At 39.4% G+C, this 17,534-nt stretch carries 14 protein-coding genes; 6 read left to right on the top strand and 8 right to left on the bottom strand.

Annotated elements, in window-relative coordinates; all coding sequences use genetic code 11:
• Window positions 1–171: 171 nt before the first annotated feature.
• Complete coding sequence (locus ACM5QX_RS04155; protein WP_011321559.1) at window positions 172–510, bottom strand: hypothetical protein; 339 nt, start codon at window positions 508–510, stop codon at window positions 172–174.
• A gap of 260 nt (window positions 511–770) precedes the next feature.
• Window positions 771–1,229: a pyridoxamine 5'-phosphate oxidase family protein gene (locus ACM5QX_RS04150; protein ID WP_414752503.1), complete on the bottom strand. Its 459-nt coding sequence runs from the start codon at window positions 1,227–1,229 to the stop codon at window positions 771–773.
• A 627-nt stretch (window positions 1,230–1,856) separates the two neighbouring features.
• Here ACM5QX_RS04150 and ACM5QX_RS04145 point away from each other — a divergent pair.
• Together ACM5QX_RS04145 and metK are read left to right on the top strand one after the other, a co-directional pair.
• On the top strand, window positions 1,857–4,871 hold the full coding sequence (locus ACM5QX_RS04145) for a cation-translocating P-type ATPase (RefSeq protein ID WP_414752502.1): 3,015 nt from the start codon (window positions 1,857–1,859) through the stop codon (window positions 4,869–4,871).
• Between the two features lie 118 nt (window positions 4,872–4,989).
• A complete protein-coding gene (metK, locus tag ACM5QX_RS04140; protein WP_414752501.1) occupies window positions 4,990–6,174 on the top strand; it encodes a methionine adenosyltransferase in 1,185 nt (394 codons plus the stop codon).
• A 27-nt stretch (window positions 6,175–6,201) separates the two neighbouring features.
• Here metK and ACM5QX_RS04135 read toward each other — a convergent pair whose 3' ends face one another.
• Entirely contained in the window at window positions 6,202–6,993 is a 792-nt protein-coding gene (locus ACM5QX_RS04135; protein ID WP_414752500.1) for an ABC transporter ATP-binding protein, read from the bottom strand.
• A 301-nt stretch (window positions 6,994–7,294) separates the two neighbouring features.
• Window positions 7,295–8,332: a FecCD family ABC transporter permease gene (locus tag ACM5QX_RS04130; RefSeq protein WP_414752499.1), complete on the bottom strand. Its 1,038-nt coding sequence runs from the start codon at window positions 8,330–8,332 to the stop codon at window positions 7,295–7,297.
• 604 nt (window positions 8,333–8,936) lie between these two features.
• Here ACM5QX_RS04130 and ACM5QX_RS04125 point away from each other — a divergent pair.
• A complete protein-coding gene (locus ACM5QX_RS04125; protein WP_011321553.1) occupies window positions 8,937–9,338 on the top strand; it encodes a response regulator in 402 nt (133 codons plus the stop codon).
• Here the strand turns inward: ACM5QX_RS04125 and ACM5QX_RS04120 are convergent.
• Window positions 9,301–9,705 (bottom strand): DUF2294 domain-containing protein, encoded by a 405-nt coding sequence (locus ACM5QX_RS04120; protein WP_414752498.1) that lies wholly within the window; start codon window positions 9,703–9,705, stop codon window positions 9,301–9,303. The two genes, ACM5QX_RS04125 and ACM5QX_RS04120, sit on opposite strands and share 38 nt — an antisense overlap.
• 510 nt (window positions 9,706–10,215) lie before the next feature.
• Here ACM5QX_RS04120 and ACM5QX_RS04115 point away from each other — a divergent pair.
• From ACM5QX_RS04115 to ACM5QX_RS04105, 3 genes are all read left to right on the top strand, one after another.
• A complete protein-coding gene (locus ACM5QX_RS04115; RefSeq protein WP_414752497.1) occupies window positions 10,216–10,368 on the top strand; it encodes a hypothetical protein in 153 nt (50 codons plus the stop codon).
• A gap of 759 nt (window positions 10,369–11,127) precedes the next feature.
• Window positions 11,128–11,598, top strand: a complete 471-nt coding sequence (locus tag ACM5QX_RS04110; RefSeq protein WP_011321551.1) for a tetratricopeptide repeat protein — start codon at window positions 11,128–11,130, stop codon at window positions 11,596–11,598.
• Window positions 11,599–11,668: 70 nt separating this feature from the next.
• A complete protein-coding gene (locus ACM5QX_RS04105; protein WP_414752496.1) occupies window positions 11,669–11,875 on the top strand; it encodes a hypothetical protein in 207 nt (68 codons plus the stop codon).
• Window positions 11,876–12,050: 175 nt separating this feature from the next.
• Here ACM5QX_RS04105 and trpC read toward each other — a convergent pair whose 3' ends face one another.
• From trpC to ACM5QX_RS04090, 3 genes are all read right to left on the bottom strand, one after another.
• Window positions 12,051–12,893: an indole-3-glycerol phosphate synthase TrpC gene (trpC, locus tag ACM5QX_RS04100; RefSeq protein WP_414752642.1), complete on the bottom strand. Its 843-nt coding sequence runs from the start codon at window positions 12,891–12,893 to the stop codon at window positions 12,051–12,053.
• Window positions 12,894–13,083: 190 nt separating this feature from the next.
• Window positions 13,084–13,329 carry a HetP family heterocyst commitment protein gene (locus ACM5QX_RS04095; RefSeq protein ID WP_414752495.1) on the bottom strand — a complete coding sequence of 82 codons (246 nt, stop codon included), beginning with the start codon at window positions 13,327–13,329 and terminating at the stop codon, window positions 13,084–13,086.
• Window positions 13,330–13,481: 152 nt separating this feature from the next.
• On the bottom strand, window positions 13,482–15,668 hold the full coding sequence (locus tag ACM5QX_RS04090) for an anthranilate synthase (protein ID WP_414752494.1): 2,187 nt from the start codon (window positions 15,666–15,668) through the stop codon (window positions 13,482–13,484).
• Window positions 15,669–17,534 lie beyond the last annotated feature (1,866 nt).

Here is a 17,534-nt window from a genome sequence, read left to right as displayed (position 1 = left end):
TGGCTATAAGCATCTGTTTTGATTCTTGTTGGCGTAGCCTGGGCGGATAAAAAACTCTACCCACAAAGCAGGTATCAAACCAGATCCAAAACAGCTAACAACAGACAGAGGGACACAAGATGTTGTATACCTCTGTCTGTTGATATTGCTGTCAAGAACGATGGGAGATGCTTAGTCTTCGTCTAAAGCTGGAAATATTTCTTCAAACTTCCACAATTCATCTTTGTTGTTGATAAACCACGTCCGAGTTTCTGGAGTCAGTTGACTCCAAACAATTTCACTGGAAATACCCGGTGAAGCGTAGCGATATTGCTCACCAAGTGATTTGAGATTCTCCGCTACGTTATCGCTCATGCCAAACTCTTGCCAGTCTACTTCTACGTATCTGCCTGATACTCCACTGGCAGGATCAAAAACCAATTGTGCTGTTCTTATTAAATCAGCAAAGTGTGTTGGTTTTAAGCTGGCTAATTGCTGAATCTCGATTGATTCGTCATGTTCTTGAGACATGGTTTCTGGAGTAAACAAAGGTATTTAACTGGAGAACTTACTGCCAGAGATTTTTATGTCAATATCTCTAAGTTTAGCGCAAAGTGATGGGCATGAGTTTAGGTATGTAGGTGGATAATGGCTACTTAGTTAAAATATAGGATTCATCCTTAATTACTTCAATATAGGTAGGAGAAGCACTGCGTTGGTGTTCGCGTAGCATCTCCCCCGTGAGAAACTGCTGAAAGGATTCACGTTGGTCATTTCAGCTAGGGCTTGGTTTATTTGTTTTGTGCTAGACCACTCATACTTTTTGCATAAAAATTAGATGGGTCATCCCAATAATCAACTCTTTTGATATTCACTTGCAGCAAAGCAATATCTGGTTCATCCAATCCTTGAGGAAACCAAGTTTCCAATTCTGATTTCCATCGTGCTTGGATTTTTTGACGTTCCTTTACTAGTTCTGCTGTAGCTGAAATAGAAATAAAGCGTTGCTGATTTGGTGATGAGAAATTCACATTCACCTGTTGACGGTGTTCAATTTCCAAAACTTTGTGAGAACTGGCTGAGGTAAAAAACCAGAGTGTTCCTTCAGCATCAATATCACCATTGAAGTACATCGGGCGACTGTGCAAACTACCATCATCATCGACGGTAGTTAACATGGCGTAATCCATGTCTGCAATGAGTTCTTTTAACTGTTGAACTTGTTGGTTACGATTTGTAGAAATTGTCATCTATTTATTTACTCTATGTTGTCTGTTTTTTATGATTTTTGGGCTTTCAAGCTATTTACTAGTAGTAGCATTTTTATTTAAAAATTATTTCAAGCTCAAGGTATAATTTAGTCAAGAATTAACTGCTTTTTATCTTTCTTTGGTTACTTGTTTGTAGAAATTAATCATGATATGTAGTCAATGCCTAATTTCTTTAGGGATGAAGGAAATTATATTTAATATCTATGAAGATGACTCTGTAACTTTAGGCTGATGGAAGCAGTAATTTATTTAAGTACTGTTATATATGATTAAAGTTTGATGACAGATAGACTGAAACCACCACCAGATGTCACAACTTTGATCACAATCTTGAGTATACTTTTGTTTTTGATGGTTTTATAAAACTTAATCTAAATGTGAATATTAGGTTATGGCTGGAGGGTCGAATTTTAAACGCAGTGAAAAGTCTGAGCGGCGCTGAGGTAGGCGGAGTTTAATCTCTTGTTCATGGATTGCAAATATAAATTTGGAAGTCTTAACAGTTGCTGTTATCAAAAAGAGTATGCTTAATAACTATAATCAATTACAGGCGGACATATATCCAAGATTACATTTGTTCAGGGCGTTACAGGAGTAGAGATTGCTGTGATTCAAGCAATACATACCAGTGTTAAAGGGAGAGCTAGATATAAGGTAAAAGAACTTTATCGTTCCCTATCTCTCAAGGAATATTTGGAGCGATCGCTTGTCAATCAACCAGAAATAATTGATGTTTCTGCTAATATCTCTACAGGTAATGTGCTTGTATTTTTTTCACCAAAATATAATTACAAGCAGATTGCCTATTTGATTGATGAAGTTATATTAAATTACCAGAAAAGTAATCAGCAAGTCCAGCCATTTACATCTGCCAAAATTGTTAAGAAAACTCAACGAATAAGTGGTGTTAAGCAACAAAAGATAGAGAATTGGCATCTCATGCCGGCAAGTACAGTTGTGGATACCTTCAACACCTCTGCATTAGGGTTATCCAGTGAGTCTGCGGCTGCTAATTTGCGTAAATATGGGGCGAATGTGCTTTCAGAAACGGAGGTACGTTCTAGTTTAAGTATCTTGGTTGACCAGTTCAAGTCTTTACCTGTGGCTTTGCTGGGTGTGGCGGCTGGGGTGTCGGTTTTTACTGGAGGGTTGATTGATGCTGTAGTTATTTTGGGTGTGGTTGGTGTAAATGCGGTGATTGGCTACGCTACAGAAACTCAGTCAGAAAGGATCATCCACTCTCTCAAACACCAAGAACAAACGTCAGCTTGGGTGATGCGAGATGGCAAGGCGCAGGAAATTCCTGTAGATAATGTAGTTTTGGGCGATGTTTTAATTCTCAAACCAGGTAGCTATGTAGCGGCAGATGCCAGACTGATTGAGGCAGATAATTTAAGTATTGATGAATCGGCTTTAACTGGGGAAAGTCTCCCTGTCAGTAAAAATACGGCATCTTTGACAGGTGAGGATGTACCATTAGGCGATCGCCTAAATATGATTTATCGGGGGACTTATATCACCGGGGGTCAAGGATTGGCGGCGGTTGTAGCCACTGGGCAGTTTACGGAAATGGGACACATCCAAACCCTGGTGGGTGCAGCCAATGCGACAGAAACACCTCTGGCCAGACAACTAGACCAGGTGGGTAGTCAATTAGTAGTGATTGGGATGGGTCTTTGTGGTCTGGTGTTTGGGATGGGGGTGATGCGGGGATATGGTTTGGTGCAGATGTTGAAATCATCCATATCTTTGGCTGTGGCGGCTGTTCCTGAAGGTTTACCGACAATTGCCACCACAACCTTAGCCTTGGGTATCCGTGATATGCGGCGAAACAAAGTCCTTGTCCGTAGTTTGAGTGCGGTGGAGGCTTTAGGTTCTGTGCAGACAATTTGCCTGGATAAAACCGGGACAATTACGGAAAATAAAATGTCGGTGGTGGAAATTCACACCAACACACGGGAAATTAAAGTTACAAATGGGGAGTTCATCGCCGGGGCAGAAAATATTAACCCCTATATGTATGATGAACTGTTAAAGCTGATTCATGTCTCGGTTCTGTGTAATGAAAGTGAAGTGAGTCGTGTTGATGGTGAGTATGTAGTCACAGGTTCGGCGACAGAGAACGCCTTAATTTATATGGGAATTGCGGCGGGGGTAGATGCGATCGCTCTAAAACAGAAGTATCCTTTACTACAAACGAATCTGCGTTCCGAAAACCGCAATATTATGAGTACCATCCACGAGACTCATAACGGACATAAATTTGTCGCTGTGAAAGGTAGCCCCAGCGAAGTGGTGCAGATGTGCCAAGGGTGGATGAAGGATGGGGAGGTAGTTCCTTTAACCGATGCAGACCGACAAATGTTGGAAATAGAAAATGATCGTATGGCGGGTAAAGCTTTGCGGGTGTTGGGTGTAGCCTACAACCATATAGATGAATCCCACAACGGCAACCATGAAACAGATTTGATTTGGTTGGGTTTAGTAGGGATGGCAGACCCAATTAGAAGGGGTGCAAAAGCATTAATTGCCGACTTCCATCACGCCGGCATTGATACCGTCATGATCACAGGTGATCAAAGCCCAACAGCTTATGCGATCGCTAAAGAATTAGAATTGAACCGTGATACTCAACTAGAAATTCTTGACTCCAGCAACCTCAACAATCTCACCCCAGAAGCCTTAACCGCCCTCAGCGACAAAGTAGATGTATTTGCCCGTATCAGTCCCAGTAATAAACTGCAAGTAGTCCAAGCTTTGCAAGGTGCGGGTAAAGTCGTCGCCATGACTGGTGATGGCATTAACGATGCCCCCGCCTTAAAAGCTGCCCAAGTTGGTGTGGCAATGGGTAAAGGGGGAACCGATGTCGCCCGTGAGGTAGCAGATATTGTCCTCGAAGACGACAAACTGGAAACCATGATTATCGCCGTTAGTCGGGGACGAACGATATACAACAACATTCGTAAATCTGTGCATTTCCTCCTAGCGACCAACCTCAGCGAAATCATGGTCATGACTACCGCCACCGCCGTAGGTATTGGCGAACCCTTGAATGCAATTCAACTACTCTGGCTGAACTTAGTTACAGATATCTTCCCTGGCTTGTCCCTAGCAATGGAAGCCCCAGAACCAGAGGTATTAAGTCAACCACCCCGCAACCCAACAGACCCAATTATCAAAAAATCTGATTTTGGCAGAATCACCTTTGAGTCCGCCACCATATCTGCAAGTACTCTAGCCGCTTATGGTTACGGCATCCTCAAATATGGTATCAGTCCCCAAGCCAGCACCATCGCTTTCATGGGTTTAACTACAGCCCAACTACTACATACAATCAGCAGCCGTTCGGAAAAACACAGCATATTTAGTCCAGAAAAACTCCCACATAATCCTTACTTAACGGCGGCGGTCACAGGTTCCTTTGCCCTGCAACTATTAGCTGTAGCCGTCCCACCCCTGAGAACTTTATTAAAGATTACCCCTATTAATCTGGTTGATGGTGCGGTAATTGGTGGTAGTGCCTTACTACCCCTGATTGTGAACGAAGCAACCAAAAATACTGGCGTAAGCAAGATAAAAAAATATCCAAAATGTAGGGTGCGTCAGTGTGATAGACCATAACTATACTCAGACATTATTCATACTGACGCACCCTACCAAATCATCAGTTTCGGATAATTTATTTTCTGGTGTTCCCTAATATTCCCCAATCCCCAATCCCCAATCCCCAAGGTGAATTATGAAAAAAGATTTCATGTTTACATCTGAATCTGTAACAGAGGGGCATCCTGATAAACTGTGTGATCAGATTAGTGATGCGATCGTCGATCGCTTTTTACAACAAGACCCCTACGCTAGAGTTATTACCGAATGCGCTGCGTCTACAGGTATTGTATTTATCGCTGCCAGATTTGAACCTAATACTAACGTTGATTTTACAAACATAGCCAGACAGGTAATTGATCAGGTTGGTTATGAACAGACGGAATTTAACGGTAAAAATTGTAGTATCTTAACTAGCTTAAAAGAACTTTCTCCTAATCCATATCACTTATTTAATGAACACAAACTATCAGATGCAGAAATAGAACAAATTACTGTCACTAACCAAGCCACAGTCTTCGGCTTTGCCTGTCATCAAACACCTACCCTCATGCCATTACCAATCTGGTTGGCACACAAATTAGCTAGACAAATCAGTGAAGTTAGAAGACAAAATCTTTTAAGTTACTTAACTCCTGATGGCAAAACTCAAGTAGGCGTTGAATATAAAAATCGCCGACCTTATAGAATCCACAGTATTACAGTCGTTGCCAGCCAAAATAAAGCAAGCAAACCGGACTTAAAGCAACTGCAAGATGATATTAGAGAAACGGTAATTTATCCTGTATTTGCCGATGAAGAAATTAAACCAGATGAAAAAACTAGAATATTTATCAACCCTGATGGCCCTTTTATAGTTGGCGGCCCGGCGGTGCATTCTGGTTTAACTGGGAGAAAAAATGCCATAGATACCTATGGTGAATATTCTAAACATAGTGGTTCGGCTTTAAGTGGTAAAGACCCTATCAGAATAGATAGAGTGGGTGCTTATGTCGCCCGTTATGCTGCTAAAAATATAGTAGCGGCAAACTTGGCTGATGAATGTGAAGTACAACTAAGTTATTCTATCGGACTGGCTAGACCTGTAAGCGTCCAAGCAGAAACTTTTGGGACAGGGAAAATCTCAGATGAAGATATCACAGTCTTATTAGAAAAGCATTTTGATTTTCGTTTAGCAGGTATTCTCAAGGAATTTAATTTAAGACATCTACCCTCATTAACTAAAGGGGGATTTTATAGAAAACTTGCTGCTTATGGTCATGTCGGCAGACAGGATATCGATTTACCTTGGGAGAAAATAGATAAGGTTGGTTTGTTTTGAACTTTACTAAAATTACTGATAAATATTTTATTCAATTTGTTTTTTAATTGGCGCTAAGGGGCAAATTTGCAATCCTACAGGAGTATTCAAGATGGCAACTTCCACGCCTAACACTACAGCTAAATTTTCGGGTGTAAGAACAATTGCTGGTTCTCCTACAGCAAAAATATTACCTTGATAAAGTAGGGCAATTCGAGAACTATATCTAGCAGCTAAGTTGATTTCGTGTAAAACCGTTAAAATTGTAATCCCTGGATTTTGATTCAGATTTTTTAGTAGTTCTAATAGTTCTAATTGATAGCGAACATCTAAATAAGTTGTAGGTTCATCTAATAACAAAATTTTCGGGTCTTGTGCCAAAGCTAATGCTAAAAAAGCTCTTTGTCTTTCGCCACCAGAAAGTTGTTCTACTAAACGTTCCTGATAGCTTTCCATCTGGGTTAAATGCAAAGCCTCAGCAACTTTTTCTCTATCTTCTACATTTAATTCCCATTGCCACCAAGGTTGGTGTGGTGTACGCCCTAAGGATACCAATTGCCTAACTGTTAAACCTGGAGGAATTGCTTGCTGTTGGGGTAATAAAGCTAATTTTTGAGCGACAATATTGGCGGGTTGAGTATGAATTGCTTTCCCATCTAATAATACAATTCCTGTTTGAGGAACTAATAAACGACTCATGAGTTTGAGTAGGGTAGATTTACCGGAACCGTTCGCACCTACTAAACTCAACCACTCACCTTTTTCAATTGCTAGGGAGATATTTTTAACTACAGTTTTCGCTGTATATCCACCTGTTAAGTTTTGCGTTTCTAGAGGCATAAGAATAATTCAAAATTCAAAATTCAAAATTCAAAAAGCCTTCCCTAAACCCTTAATTTTTCCTTCTCATGGGTAATACCAATTCAGTTAATTAATGATTGCAACACATCTTTGGGTGAAGACGCGATTCATCGCGTCTCTACAGATGGTTTATTTGTCGCATTCTTTTTTCAAATTGGTATAACACCGTTTTTGGATGAAGATGCAATTTATTCTGTACTGTAGAGACGTTGCACGCAACGTCTCTACAGATGGTTTATTTGGCGCAACTTCATAAAGAATTGGTATAAATCCTAGCAGTTCAAATTCCGCTTTGACGACGATAAAGTAACCAAATAAACAGGGGAGAACCTAGCAAGGCGGTGACGGAACCGACTGGGAGTTCTACTGTACCCAAGCGGGAAAGTAAGTCTGCAATGGTCATGACTAATGCACCTCCCAAGGCGCTGAGTGGTAAGATGGCGCGATAATCTGTGCCTACTAGTAAGCGGATACCGTGGGGTACAATTAGACCAACAAAACCAATCAAGCCACCAATACTAACAGCACCTGCGGCTAATAGTGTAGCAACCCCGCCGATGAAAATGCGCGATCGCCCAAGGGAAACTCCTAAACTTACGGCTAATTCATCCCCCAGGTTTAACAAGTTCACTGATCGCGCTAATAAACATCCCAAGACTAATGCCACACTAATATAAGCACCAGCTGTAGTTACTTCTGTCCATCCCCGGCCATTTAAACTGCCAATCAGCCAATTTAAGGCGGCCTGTATTCTGCCATCTTCTGTTAACAGCAGCAAAACAGATTGTATCGCCCCAAACATGGCGCTTACTGCCACACCACCCAAAATCAGCCTTTCTACAGAAATACCATCCCCAGTCCTGGCCAAAAAATAGACAATAACTGTCGTCAGTACTCCCCCAACCCAGGCCGCCAGGGGAACCCAAGCTAAGAATACCCCTAAACTAAACATGGCGATCGCTACCAAACCCGCACCCGCAGAAATCCCCAGTAAAAAGGGGTCGGCTAGTCCGTTGCGTAACATTCCCTGAAGTAGAGAACCTGACATTCCCAATGCTGCACCCACCAAAATCGCCGCGATAGTCCTCGGTAGGCGCAAGTCCCAAAGAATGGTTTGATAAATTTGCTCTCCCTGTCGCCAAATCGCTAGCCACAATTGTTCTGGTGTCATGGGGACAGCACCAAAAGATAAAGAAGCGCCTACTGCCAAAAGGAGAACAACAACTAAAAATAAAGTAGCTAAAAATACCCGTGCTTCATTTCTAGAAGCAGCGCTAACATTCTTGAACATTTTTTGCTGTCGCTGCTTTAGTTTCATGGATGAATCTGGACTGATGATAATAGATACTTGACTTAATCTAATATCAAATCGATAGGAATGAGAATAATTATAGTTGAATACCTGTGTCAAGAGTCTGCTGTTGTAGAAGTGATGAACCCTTGGCAACTTATGCTATCAATGTTAACTCTCCTCCATAGCAATTGTTCCCTATTTTAGTGCTGGCGATCGTTGCTGTAATTACTGTTGTGCAAGTTGTTCAAGATTTGTATCAAAGCTGTCCTACTACACGTTTAGTAGCTCCAAAAATATGGTATTAGATTGAGTACTTGGTAATACTGACTAAATTAATACATAGGAAAGTTGCAATTACCACTTGACTATGAATGAATTTAGAATCAAGATATTACATTGATGTACTTACTAGCTTGTTACAGTTTACCCTCAGCATCAGCGTAAATATTCAACCTAGTCGAGAACATACGAGCCAGTCATGTCAAGCCGCATTCAGCCGCCTGAAGTCAGCCTCGTACATTCATAAATCACTTACTAAAGAATGTGACCACCAGTGAGGTGATTTATAATACTCAACCCAGTAGTCAATTTTGGGTGTATAGCCTTGCATGAAGGGTGACTATTTTTTATGGATAGACAGCCATTGATTTTAGTTGTAGAAGAAAATCTCCATAACTTGGAACTGTTAAATTCCCATCTAAAAACCTTAAACTACGATTGTATTTGTGCCAAACAAGGAGTTAGAGCAATTATTTTGGCACAAACTCAAAGACCGGATCTGATCATACTAGATATGATACTGTCGGATTTAAGTGGTAGCCAAGTCATTAATCACCTCAAGCAAGATTCAAAAACAGCAAATATTCCCATTATTGCTGTTGTGCCTTTTATTTTAGTGCAGAATCAAGACCGTCTTTTTCTTACAGGTGCTGATGACTATATTACCAAACCATATAATTTTATTCAGTTAAATACTTTAATTAATCACTATGTTAATCGACAACATTCTTCCAGTTTACTTTTGGAATAGATTCTGGATTGCGTACTGTGGGTAACTCGTCTAAAATCACGATAATACCTGTACGACCTGTGGCTAAATTAGTATTGCTCATCAAATCGAGAATAGGCTTCCCAATCACTTTCTCGATCAGGATTTGTAGTTCTGTCTTAATTATTTTATCTAGCAATAGTCTTATTTGTTCGACTAAAATTTCATGACCTCCATCCAACAGTGTTCGTTCAGTTTGGGTAACTGAATTTTCTAAAGAAATCACCAATTCAGAATCAAAAAAGTGACAAATAATTTGGCTGGGTCTTTGTCCTAGTTTCTCATTATATAGAGAACTGACACGTTGTGAAATCTCTCTTTCTAGTTGTCCAATAGTTGGGTTTCCCATTATTCTCTAAGTGTGATCGACAAGTTTTGTTGCTGAAGCAATCAATAAGTATTTAAGTTATATGTAAATAGAAACTACTTCTTAAATATACATTGCAAGTAGATAATGTACTTAAAAACTTTGATCCTTTAGTGGTTTAGTCACTTTTTCCCTGTACTTATTTGCTAACTGTTTTATTTTACTATTGAAAATTAAAATTTATCCCGTGATATCATACTCTATATTTTTTAAATTTTTTATATAGAAAATATGGATATTTTATGAAGATGATGATTCGGTTATGAACTCCAATTTATTTCCATAATTTGTCCTCTGGGCAGCAATTACCTAAATAAATGAGCTACATATATCAAATATCATAAGTACGCGCCGATGAATATTTATTATTTTGCTCAGGCAAGAGAAAAAAGTTATAATTTATCTCATCCTGAGATTGACTTAAGATAATTAAGTTTATTTATGTCTTCCTACTTAATATATCAGCTTGATTGACTTGGTGAATGAAGAATAATGCTTTACTATGCTAAAGAACCTGATAGATGGGTTGTGTCTGGTTCTATGCGTTTATATGCTTATTCACCAATTTTAGACTTTATTGAGTATATTTCTATTGAAGGATTTTTGGTAATGACAGCCACGGAAAACTCCAAACTCTTGTGGTGAAGATTTTCAATGTTGTGCAAGATTAAGAGAACATTGCCTATACCTCATAAGCTATTCTGTTTTTAAGTTGTACAATCTATCGTGAGGACTGTTGACTGTTAACTGTTGACCGTTAAAAGTCAACAGCCCTGGTTAGTAGTTATGCGATTTAGGCGCGCATTAGCTTACCTCTAGCATATTCCACATCAATAAATATAAATCTTGTCAACATAAGGCTATTAAGATCATATCTCGCTGCTCAAAGTTGCGTGAACCTGGAAATCCTACTCAATAGGAACGAGGGTAAGCTATGACGCTTTTAAAATACATAGTCACTTGTAGGCTTTGTTAACTGCTGAGGTTTGACAGTTAACCGTCAACGCTAGAATCAATTCCCCGATGGAATGTGCATTCCTTTGGCTACGGATAACAGGGACGTAGGCACAATACCTCCCCTTAAAGCTGTTTGGCTTCAGGATTATTACTACTATTTTGTAATTTTTTTATGAACCATTCATTACTGAGAATTTGCCAATCACTGATAGTCAGTTTTTGTTTTTAAAACTTTGATGTTCTAATTCCTCCCTACTTAAGGGTGCATCTGCCAATCTATGGCTCAAGAGTATTACTTAATACCAAAAATCTCATATTCATTGCTGAATTTGCCATGAACACCGAAGAATTTTTATGAGGAATTTAAAATTGACTTAAGCAATTTCCGACGAAAGTTGATACCTTGATAAAAGGAGACAATTACTGACAAACATCATTCTAAAATTCATGGATTCTTCATCAATCAATTCTTTACTTGAAGATTTGAAACATTCTGATGCTTTAGTTCGGGAACAAGCAACAAAAAAACTCTGGCGGATTTGGTTTCAACAAAAGGGAATGTATGGGTTGGAGAAAATTGATCAGAGTCAAAAATTACTGGATGCTGGGGAAATTACTGAAGCTGAAGTAATGCTCACACAATTAATCCAAGAACAACCAGATTTTGCGGAGGCTTGGAATCGACGGGCTTTTCTCTATTACAGTATGGGAGAATATCAAAAATCTCTGGCTGATTGTCAAATGGTCATTCAAATTAATCCAGTGCATTTTGGCGCACTTCATGGTATCGGTTTATGTTATGCGGCACTAGGTAAGTATGCTAAAGCTATCAAAGCTTTTAAACGTGCCTTGGAAATTCAGCCATACTCTTTAGTAAATCAAAAATTAATTTTAGAATGTACTTTCCGACTCAGCTAAAACTGATGAAGGAGGATTCAGCATCTGTGAATACTGAGTTCAACCTGAAAAAGGGACATTCTGTTATTCTATGTATCTATCACCACCTGCATTAACGGCTGTTCATCGCCCTAGTCGCCATCAATTTATTCAATATAGTTCTATTTGCTTCGCTAGCAGTATGACTGCTACCTGTGCCAATAGTAATCAAGCATCAACCTCTAACTCGCAGTTAGATAAAATCACCTTTGGGACAAACTGGTTAACCCAAGCAAAATACAGGGGATTTTATAAGTAAAATAAAAACCCCTGGTTTGTCCAGGGGTCAGGGTTTCGCTGAGATAAGTAGTTGATACTACAATTTTTCCCCAGCTATTTCCTGATAACTACAAGAAATTTTTCTCCAGGGTGGTGATGGGTAATAGCTAATTGGTAATTGGTTTTTACCAATAAGTGTGCAGCAGGAGATGATATTATTTATTCCCTGTAAGCAGGTGACGTACAGCTAACTCGATATCTTGTTCTTTAATTAAAGATTCTCCGACTATCACGGCATTTGCGCCAGCTTCCGTGACTAAGGATAAGTCTGTGTGTGTATATAGTCCAGATTCGCTGACGACGGTGATACCCAAGTTTTGTAGATGCGATCGCCTAGCTGCTAATAAGTTTTGGGTGGTGCTGATATCTGTGGTAAAATCTTGCAGGCTTTGGTTGTTAATTTCGATTAAGCGAATGTCGTCTAGTTTGAGTATCCTATCTAGTTCAGCTAAACTATGAACTGCGATTAAGGCATTCATCCCCAAAAAGTGAATTATTCGCAAAAAATCTTTCAGTTCTCTGTCTGTGAGGATAGCTGCAATTAATAGTACTGCATCGGCTCCTGCTGCTCGTGCTAAATAAATTTGGCAGGGGTCGATAATAAACTCTTTGCATAATATGGGTAATGGTACCCGTTGGCGGATAGCACGGAGAATTTCAAAACTACCGTGAAAAAATGAGGTATCTGTCACTACTGATAGACAAGCTGCGCCACCTCGTTCATAAGCTTTGGCGATCGCTACTGGATCAAAATCAGCACGAATCATACCATGATTGGGTGATGCTTTTTGTATTTCTGCAATCAGGCTAGGTTGGTAATGATTTTGCTGCAAGGCTGTCAAGAAATCCCGCACGGTTGGCGCAGCAGTTAATTGGCGTTGTAAGGAAGCCAATGACATCTGTTGGTGTAGTTGTGCAACTTCTTGCTTTTTTTGCCAAACAATTTCTCTGATAATTGGTTGCAGACGGTTGGTATTAATGGCGCTGGGATACAACATCATAACCTGCTACGAATCTGGAGAGGGGTTAATTAAGAAAGGGTATAGGGGTGTGGGGGTGTAGGGGTCATTATTTCCTATACCCCTATTTACTAACAAGCTGTGGGTTTGTAGGGGGTTTTTCTTTGCTCCCCTACAACAAGAATTCAACTATTTCGCATCATCTCAAACATATTTTCTGAGATTTGGTTCAAATCAATACCTCTTGAGTATCATTTCTGCCTTCTTGATTTTTACCACCCAGACAGTTGTTTTTAAGTAATCGAATATAAGTACGGTATGGGATGTAATCTATGGGGTTATAACCAGAGTATCGCAGCAGTAAAACGCAAGCCCAAGAATACTTTCCGGCAATTATTGATTTAATAATTTGGTCTACTTGTTCATTATTTATTTTTTTAACGTTCTGTGAATTGTAAATGTCTTCCTGATACATAACTTCCCCTGATGATTTTATTTTATGGTTTGAAAATTGGTAATTGGTGATTAGTAATTGGTAATTGGTGATGGAGAAGAGAATTCCATTTATTCCCAATTACCGTTCGGCTGACGCTCACAGCGAAGCCAATTACCCATTACCCATTACCACTATGAGCAAATTGATGTTCCTAAAGTTTGGGTATATGTCTGCACCACATTTTTAATGATTGTCTGACCAACTTCTCCTGCTAGGGTCATGATTGACTCTGGGTGAAATTGGACGGCGGCTATAGGTAGTGTTTGATGTTCAATTGCCATAATTACATTGTCCTCAGAAATCGCTATGACTTTGAGTTCACTGGGTATAGTTTGGGGTTGGGCAAATAAGGAATGGTATCTACCCACAATGAAGGATGCTGGTAAATTTTGAAACAGCACAGAATCAGGTGCAGTCACTGAAATCCGTGCGGGTTTACCGTGTTGGGGATAATCAAGCACGCCTAATTCTCCGCCAAAAGCCTCCACTATGCCTTGTAATCCCAGACAAACGCCAAAAATGGGGATTTCTCGACCTACCAAAGCTGCAACCGTTTGGGGAACGCGGAAGTCACTGGGTCTACCAGGGCCGGGAGATAATACCACTAAGTCTGGGCGTTCTGTATCAAAATATGATTCAGCAAAACCATGACGTAGGGTGGTGACGGTTGCGCCGGTGGTGCGGATGTAATTAGCTAATGTGTGAACAAATGAATCTTCGTAGTCGATGAGGAGGATACGTTTATTCTTGGCGATATCCCCAGGGCGATGACCATCGCTTCCTTTGGTTTTATTTGCAGTGGTATGACGGCGAATGGTCTCAAATAATGCAGTCGCTTTAGTAATTGTTTCCTCTTCTTCGGCTGACGGAACGGAATCATAAAGGACTGTTGCACCAACTCGCACTTCGGCGATGGAGTCTTGTAAACGAATTGTCCGTAAGGTTAATCCGGTATTCAAGTTACCATTAAAGCCTAAATAACCAACTGCCCCCCCATACCAACGACGGGCGCTGCGTTCATGCTGTTCGATGAACTGCATGGCGGCTCGTTTGGGTGCGCCTGTGACTGTAACTGCCCAAGTATGGCTCAAAAAGGCATCTAAAGCGTCAAATTCCGGTCTGAGTATCCCTTCTACATGGTCTACTGTATGAATGAGGTGGCTGTACAGTTCAATCTGGCGACGACCAATCACCCTGACTGAACCGGGTTCACAAATCCGCGATTTATCGTTGCGGTCTACGTCAGTACACATGGTTAACTCGGCTTCATCTTTATGGGAGTTAAGCAGCTGACGAATTTGTACAGCGTCGCCTAAGGCATCTTCTCCCCGTCTAATAGTGCCACTAATGGGACAGGTTTCCACTCGCCTACCATCAACTCGCACAAACATTTCTGGTGATGCACCTATGAGATATTCCCCCCCCAAATTCAACAGAAATCCATAAGGACTAGGATTAATTTGCCTTAAGGTCTGGAATAGTTGACTGGGTGATTGTTCACAGGCGGTAAAAAAGTTTTGACTAGGAACTACTTCAAATAAGTCACCCCGGCGGAAGTAGTCGAGTGCTTGCTCAACTAGGTTGGCATATTCTCCTGGTTGATGGTCAGCAGTTTGGTTTGGTAGAAGACGTTTACCCTGGTAGTCGATGGACTGGCCTGTCCGTGGAAGATGCTCGGTGTTGCCATGTTCTGTGGCAAATTCATACTGGTGACGATATGCCTTTTGCAGATAGTAATCTACAACTATGAGTTCATCGGGTAGATACAGGACTAAATCCCGTTGGTCTGCGGGACGAGCAATTTTTTGGGGAATTGGTTCAAATTGAAATACTAAGTCGTAACCAAATGCACCATATAACCCTAAATGCTCATCTTCATCACTCGCAAAAATCTGGAGAATTTCGCGGATGACTGTAAACGCTGACGGTTGTTTACTGCGTTGTTCTTCTGTGAATAACTGTTTTGTGGGTCGAATTTCACCTGTGATGTAGTCATGATTGAGGCTGATTTGTTGTAGTTGCGACTGGGCTGATAGATGCTGGAACAAGGTTGGTAGTAGCACCTGTCCGCGAGGATTGAGTGAAGAGATGGTAAATGCGTTTTCTCTTGTTGTCAGTTGTAATGGGGGATTGATAAATCCAATTGCCCATCTTTTGTATCGCCCTGGATATTCGTAACTACTGGTTAACAAACCTCCACGTACTTGATTTAGGTGAAAGAGAATTTCATCTAGTGCAGTGTCCATCTTCACCTCGGTTGTGCTGCGAGATACGCGCACGTTACCAAGGGTTGTGTAAGCCAGTGTATAGTAATTCATTGTCTTTTCTTTTCTGTGTGTTGGAGGGAGTATAGCGCGAACGGTTCGCCCTACTTTTGGCGATCGCTTATTGAGGGGTGTAACCCATCATTCAACAATCAAACCAATTTCACTATCTCCAAAAGAAGATTTTGACACTACAGCATAGGAAAAACAGCACAAAACATTTCCTACAGAAGCCTTTGCAAATGCTCAACCACAGATAGAAGTTGGACTTTTATACGGTCAGTTGTAGGCGATCGCTATTTTTGAAAATAGGGGTGAATTTAGCCAGTCAGCATTTTTATCTGCTTAATAAATATCTAGTTAAACCCGCCCCTAAAAATGAACCGTTTTGCAGAAGCAACTTCTTTGCTAAGATTACTCAATCTTTGGCAGTAGATATATGATCAATTTTTTGATAGACATATCTCTTTTTTCTTTATTTAAATTTACTGGCTTTTTTTAACTTTATTATCTAAAGGATGCGCGGCCGAATAAAATGATACCATTCAAACGCCAAATAAAAAATAAAATTTCTATCTTTTTGTAAATTTGCAATTACTTCTACTTACACATCCATAGAAATCAATCAGACTTATATAGGTTTTATATTCTCCTATAAAACAACTTATGTTGTGAGCATTATTATTTACCATAGAAATATTCAATGATTCACTTTGTAACAAATAATCTGAGACATAAAAATATATTACTAATCGAAAAAGTTAAAGTTGATATATTCTTTTCCTTCTCAGCAAGATTTTTATACCCATCGATACTTGTAAGTCAAATATTTAATATTTAATACTCGATTAAAGAGATAAATTATACGATGTTCTCTCTCCAACAAAATTGCAGTAGATTGGAGAGTTTACATTTTTTTGAGAAACCATGAGCAGCTTATTAGGATGGTATTAAGCTTACGTGGTAGTTGTCATACTTGTGGCTAGATAAGCCTATTTTGGCGCTTAACTGTATACCTAGTTACAAAATAGCTTAATATTTTATACCTCTTTCGAGAGATAAGTGATAACTACTCAGAGGGATGATGAGGAAGAAAGGTACTCCTTCTGACAGATGACCCGGACTGCTATTATGTAGTTAAATCCGATATAAATTAAAATAGTAAAAACTTCAGTTTAGGAGCTACAAATTTATTATTAGATAATAAGTTATCTCCCGACTTATAATATTACTACTTGTTTTTGACGATGATAAATCATTTCTAAGCTATTTAAAAATATTGTAGGCAATTTATAGTGATTGCATTTTAATATTATTTTTTTAATCTCTTTAGAGAAATCAAGTGAATATATATGCTAATAATATCCCTATGCAATGTTAAATAAAATAATCAACAAAGACTCAATTAATTATTTTCTGAGGGAGCATCCACTTTCGGCGGATAGACTTTTTTATATGAACCATGTAGTAGGTTTTTTGGAGTCCCAGAATTATGTTTCTTCCAAAAGTGGATGCTCCCTTTTCTGACGCACTATATTCTTTGTCAACTGGGTTTATTTTTAATTTTGATTTCACCCAATACAAGAGTAGGATAATACATAATTTCCATGAAAATCATGGAGTAATTAACTTATGAATAATCACAAGCTCGGCGAAAAATTTATATATTACTTACTTGAATAAACCAAGGGAAAATATTTCTTTTAATGAGTTGATATGAACAATATGAGAAAAGGCAAAGTTCTAGTGATTTATTGATTAAAAATCATCTAATTTTTATTTCAATAACTGTAAGTGCCTTCATATTAGAAGTCTGATTAGCAGGAGCCAATAAGAATATGAAACGTGGCGAAAATAATTTCTCTGAATTTGTATTTCAATTTTTCCTAGCAATAGATTTTGATTGGAGACTTAAGCGCT

This window comes from Anabaena sp. CCY 9910 (assembly GCF_963920875.1).
Lineage (GTDB): Bacteria > Cyanobacteriota > Cyanobacteriia > Cyanobacteriales > Nostocaceae > Trichormus > Trichormus variabilis.
The sequence above is the reverse complement of the archived record's forward strand: the minus strand, read 5'-3'. Positions and strand labels throughout refer to the sequence as shown.

Coding starts and splice junctions, on each gene's coding strand:
- ACM5QX_RS04155 (WP_011321559.1), bottom strand. CDS start 510: ATGTCTCAAGAACATGACGAATCAATCGAGATTCAGCAATTAGCCAGC.
- ACM5QX_RS04150 (WP_414752503.1), bottom strand. CDS start 1,229: ATGACAATTTCTACAAATCGTAACCAACAAGTTCAACAGTTAAAAGAA.
- metK (WP_414752501.1), top strand. CDS start 4,990: ATGAAAAAAGATTTCATGTTTACATCTGAATCTGTAACAGAGGGGCAT.
- ACM5QX_RS04135 (WP_414752500.1), bottom strand. CDS start 6,993: ATGCCTCTAGAAACGCAAAACTTAACAGGTGGATATACAGCGAAAACT.
- ACM5QX_RS04130 (WP_414752499.1), bottom strand. CDS start 8,332: ATGAAACTAAAGCAGCGACAGCAAAAAATGTTCAAGAATGTTAGCGCT.
- ACM5QX_RS04125 (WP_011321553.1), top strand. CDS start 8,937: ATGGATAGACAGCCATTGATTTTAGTTGTAGAAGAAAATCTCCATAAC.
- ACM5QX_RS04120 (WP_414752498.1), bottom strand. CDS start 9,705: ATGGGAAACCCAACTATTGGACAACTAGAAAGAGAGATTTCACAACGT.
- ACM5QX_RS04115 (WP_414752497.1), top strand. CDS start 10,216: ATGCTTTACTATGCTAAAGAACCTGATAGATGGGTTGTGTCTGGTTCT.
- ACM5QX_RS04110 (WP_011321551.1), top strand. CDS start 11,128: ATGGATTCTTCATCAATCAATTCTTTACTTGAAGATTTGAAACATTCT.
- ACM5QX_RS04105 (WP_414752496.1), top strand. CDS start 11,669: ATGTATCTATCACCACCTGCATTAACGGCTGTTCATCGCCCTAGTCGC.
- trpC (WP_414752642.1), bottom strand. CDS start 12,893: ATGTTGTATCCCAGCGCCATTAATACCAACCGTCTGCAACCAATTATC.
- ACM5QX_RS04095 (WP_414752495.1), bottom strand. CDS start 13,329: ATGTATCAGGAAGACATTTACAATTCACAGAACGTTAAAAAAATAAAT.
- ACM5QX_RS04090 (WP_414752494.1), bottom strand. CDS start 15,668: ATGAATTACTATACACTGGCTTACACAACCCTTGGTAACGTGCGCGTA.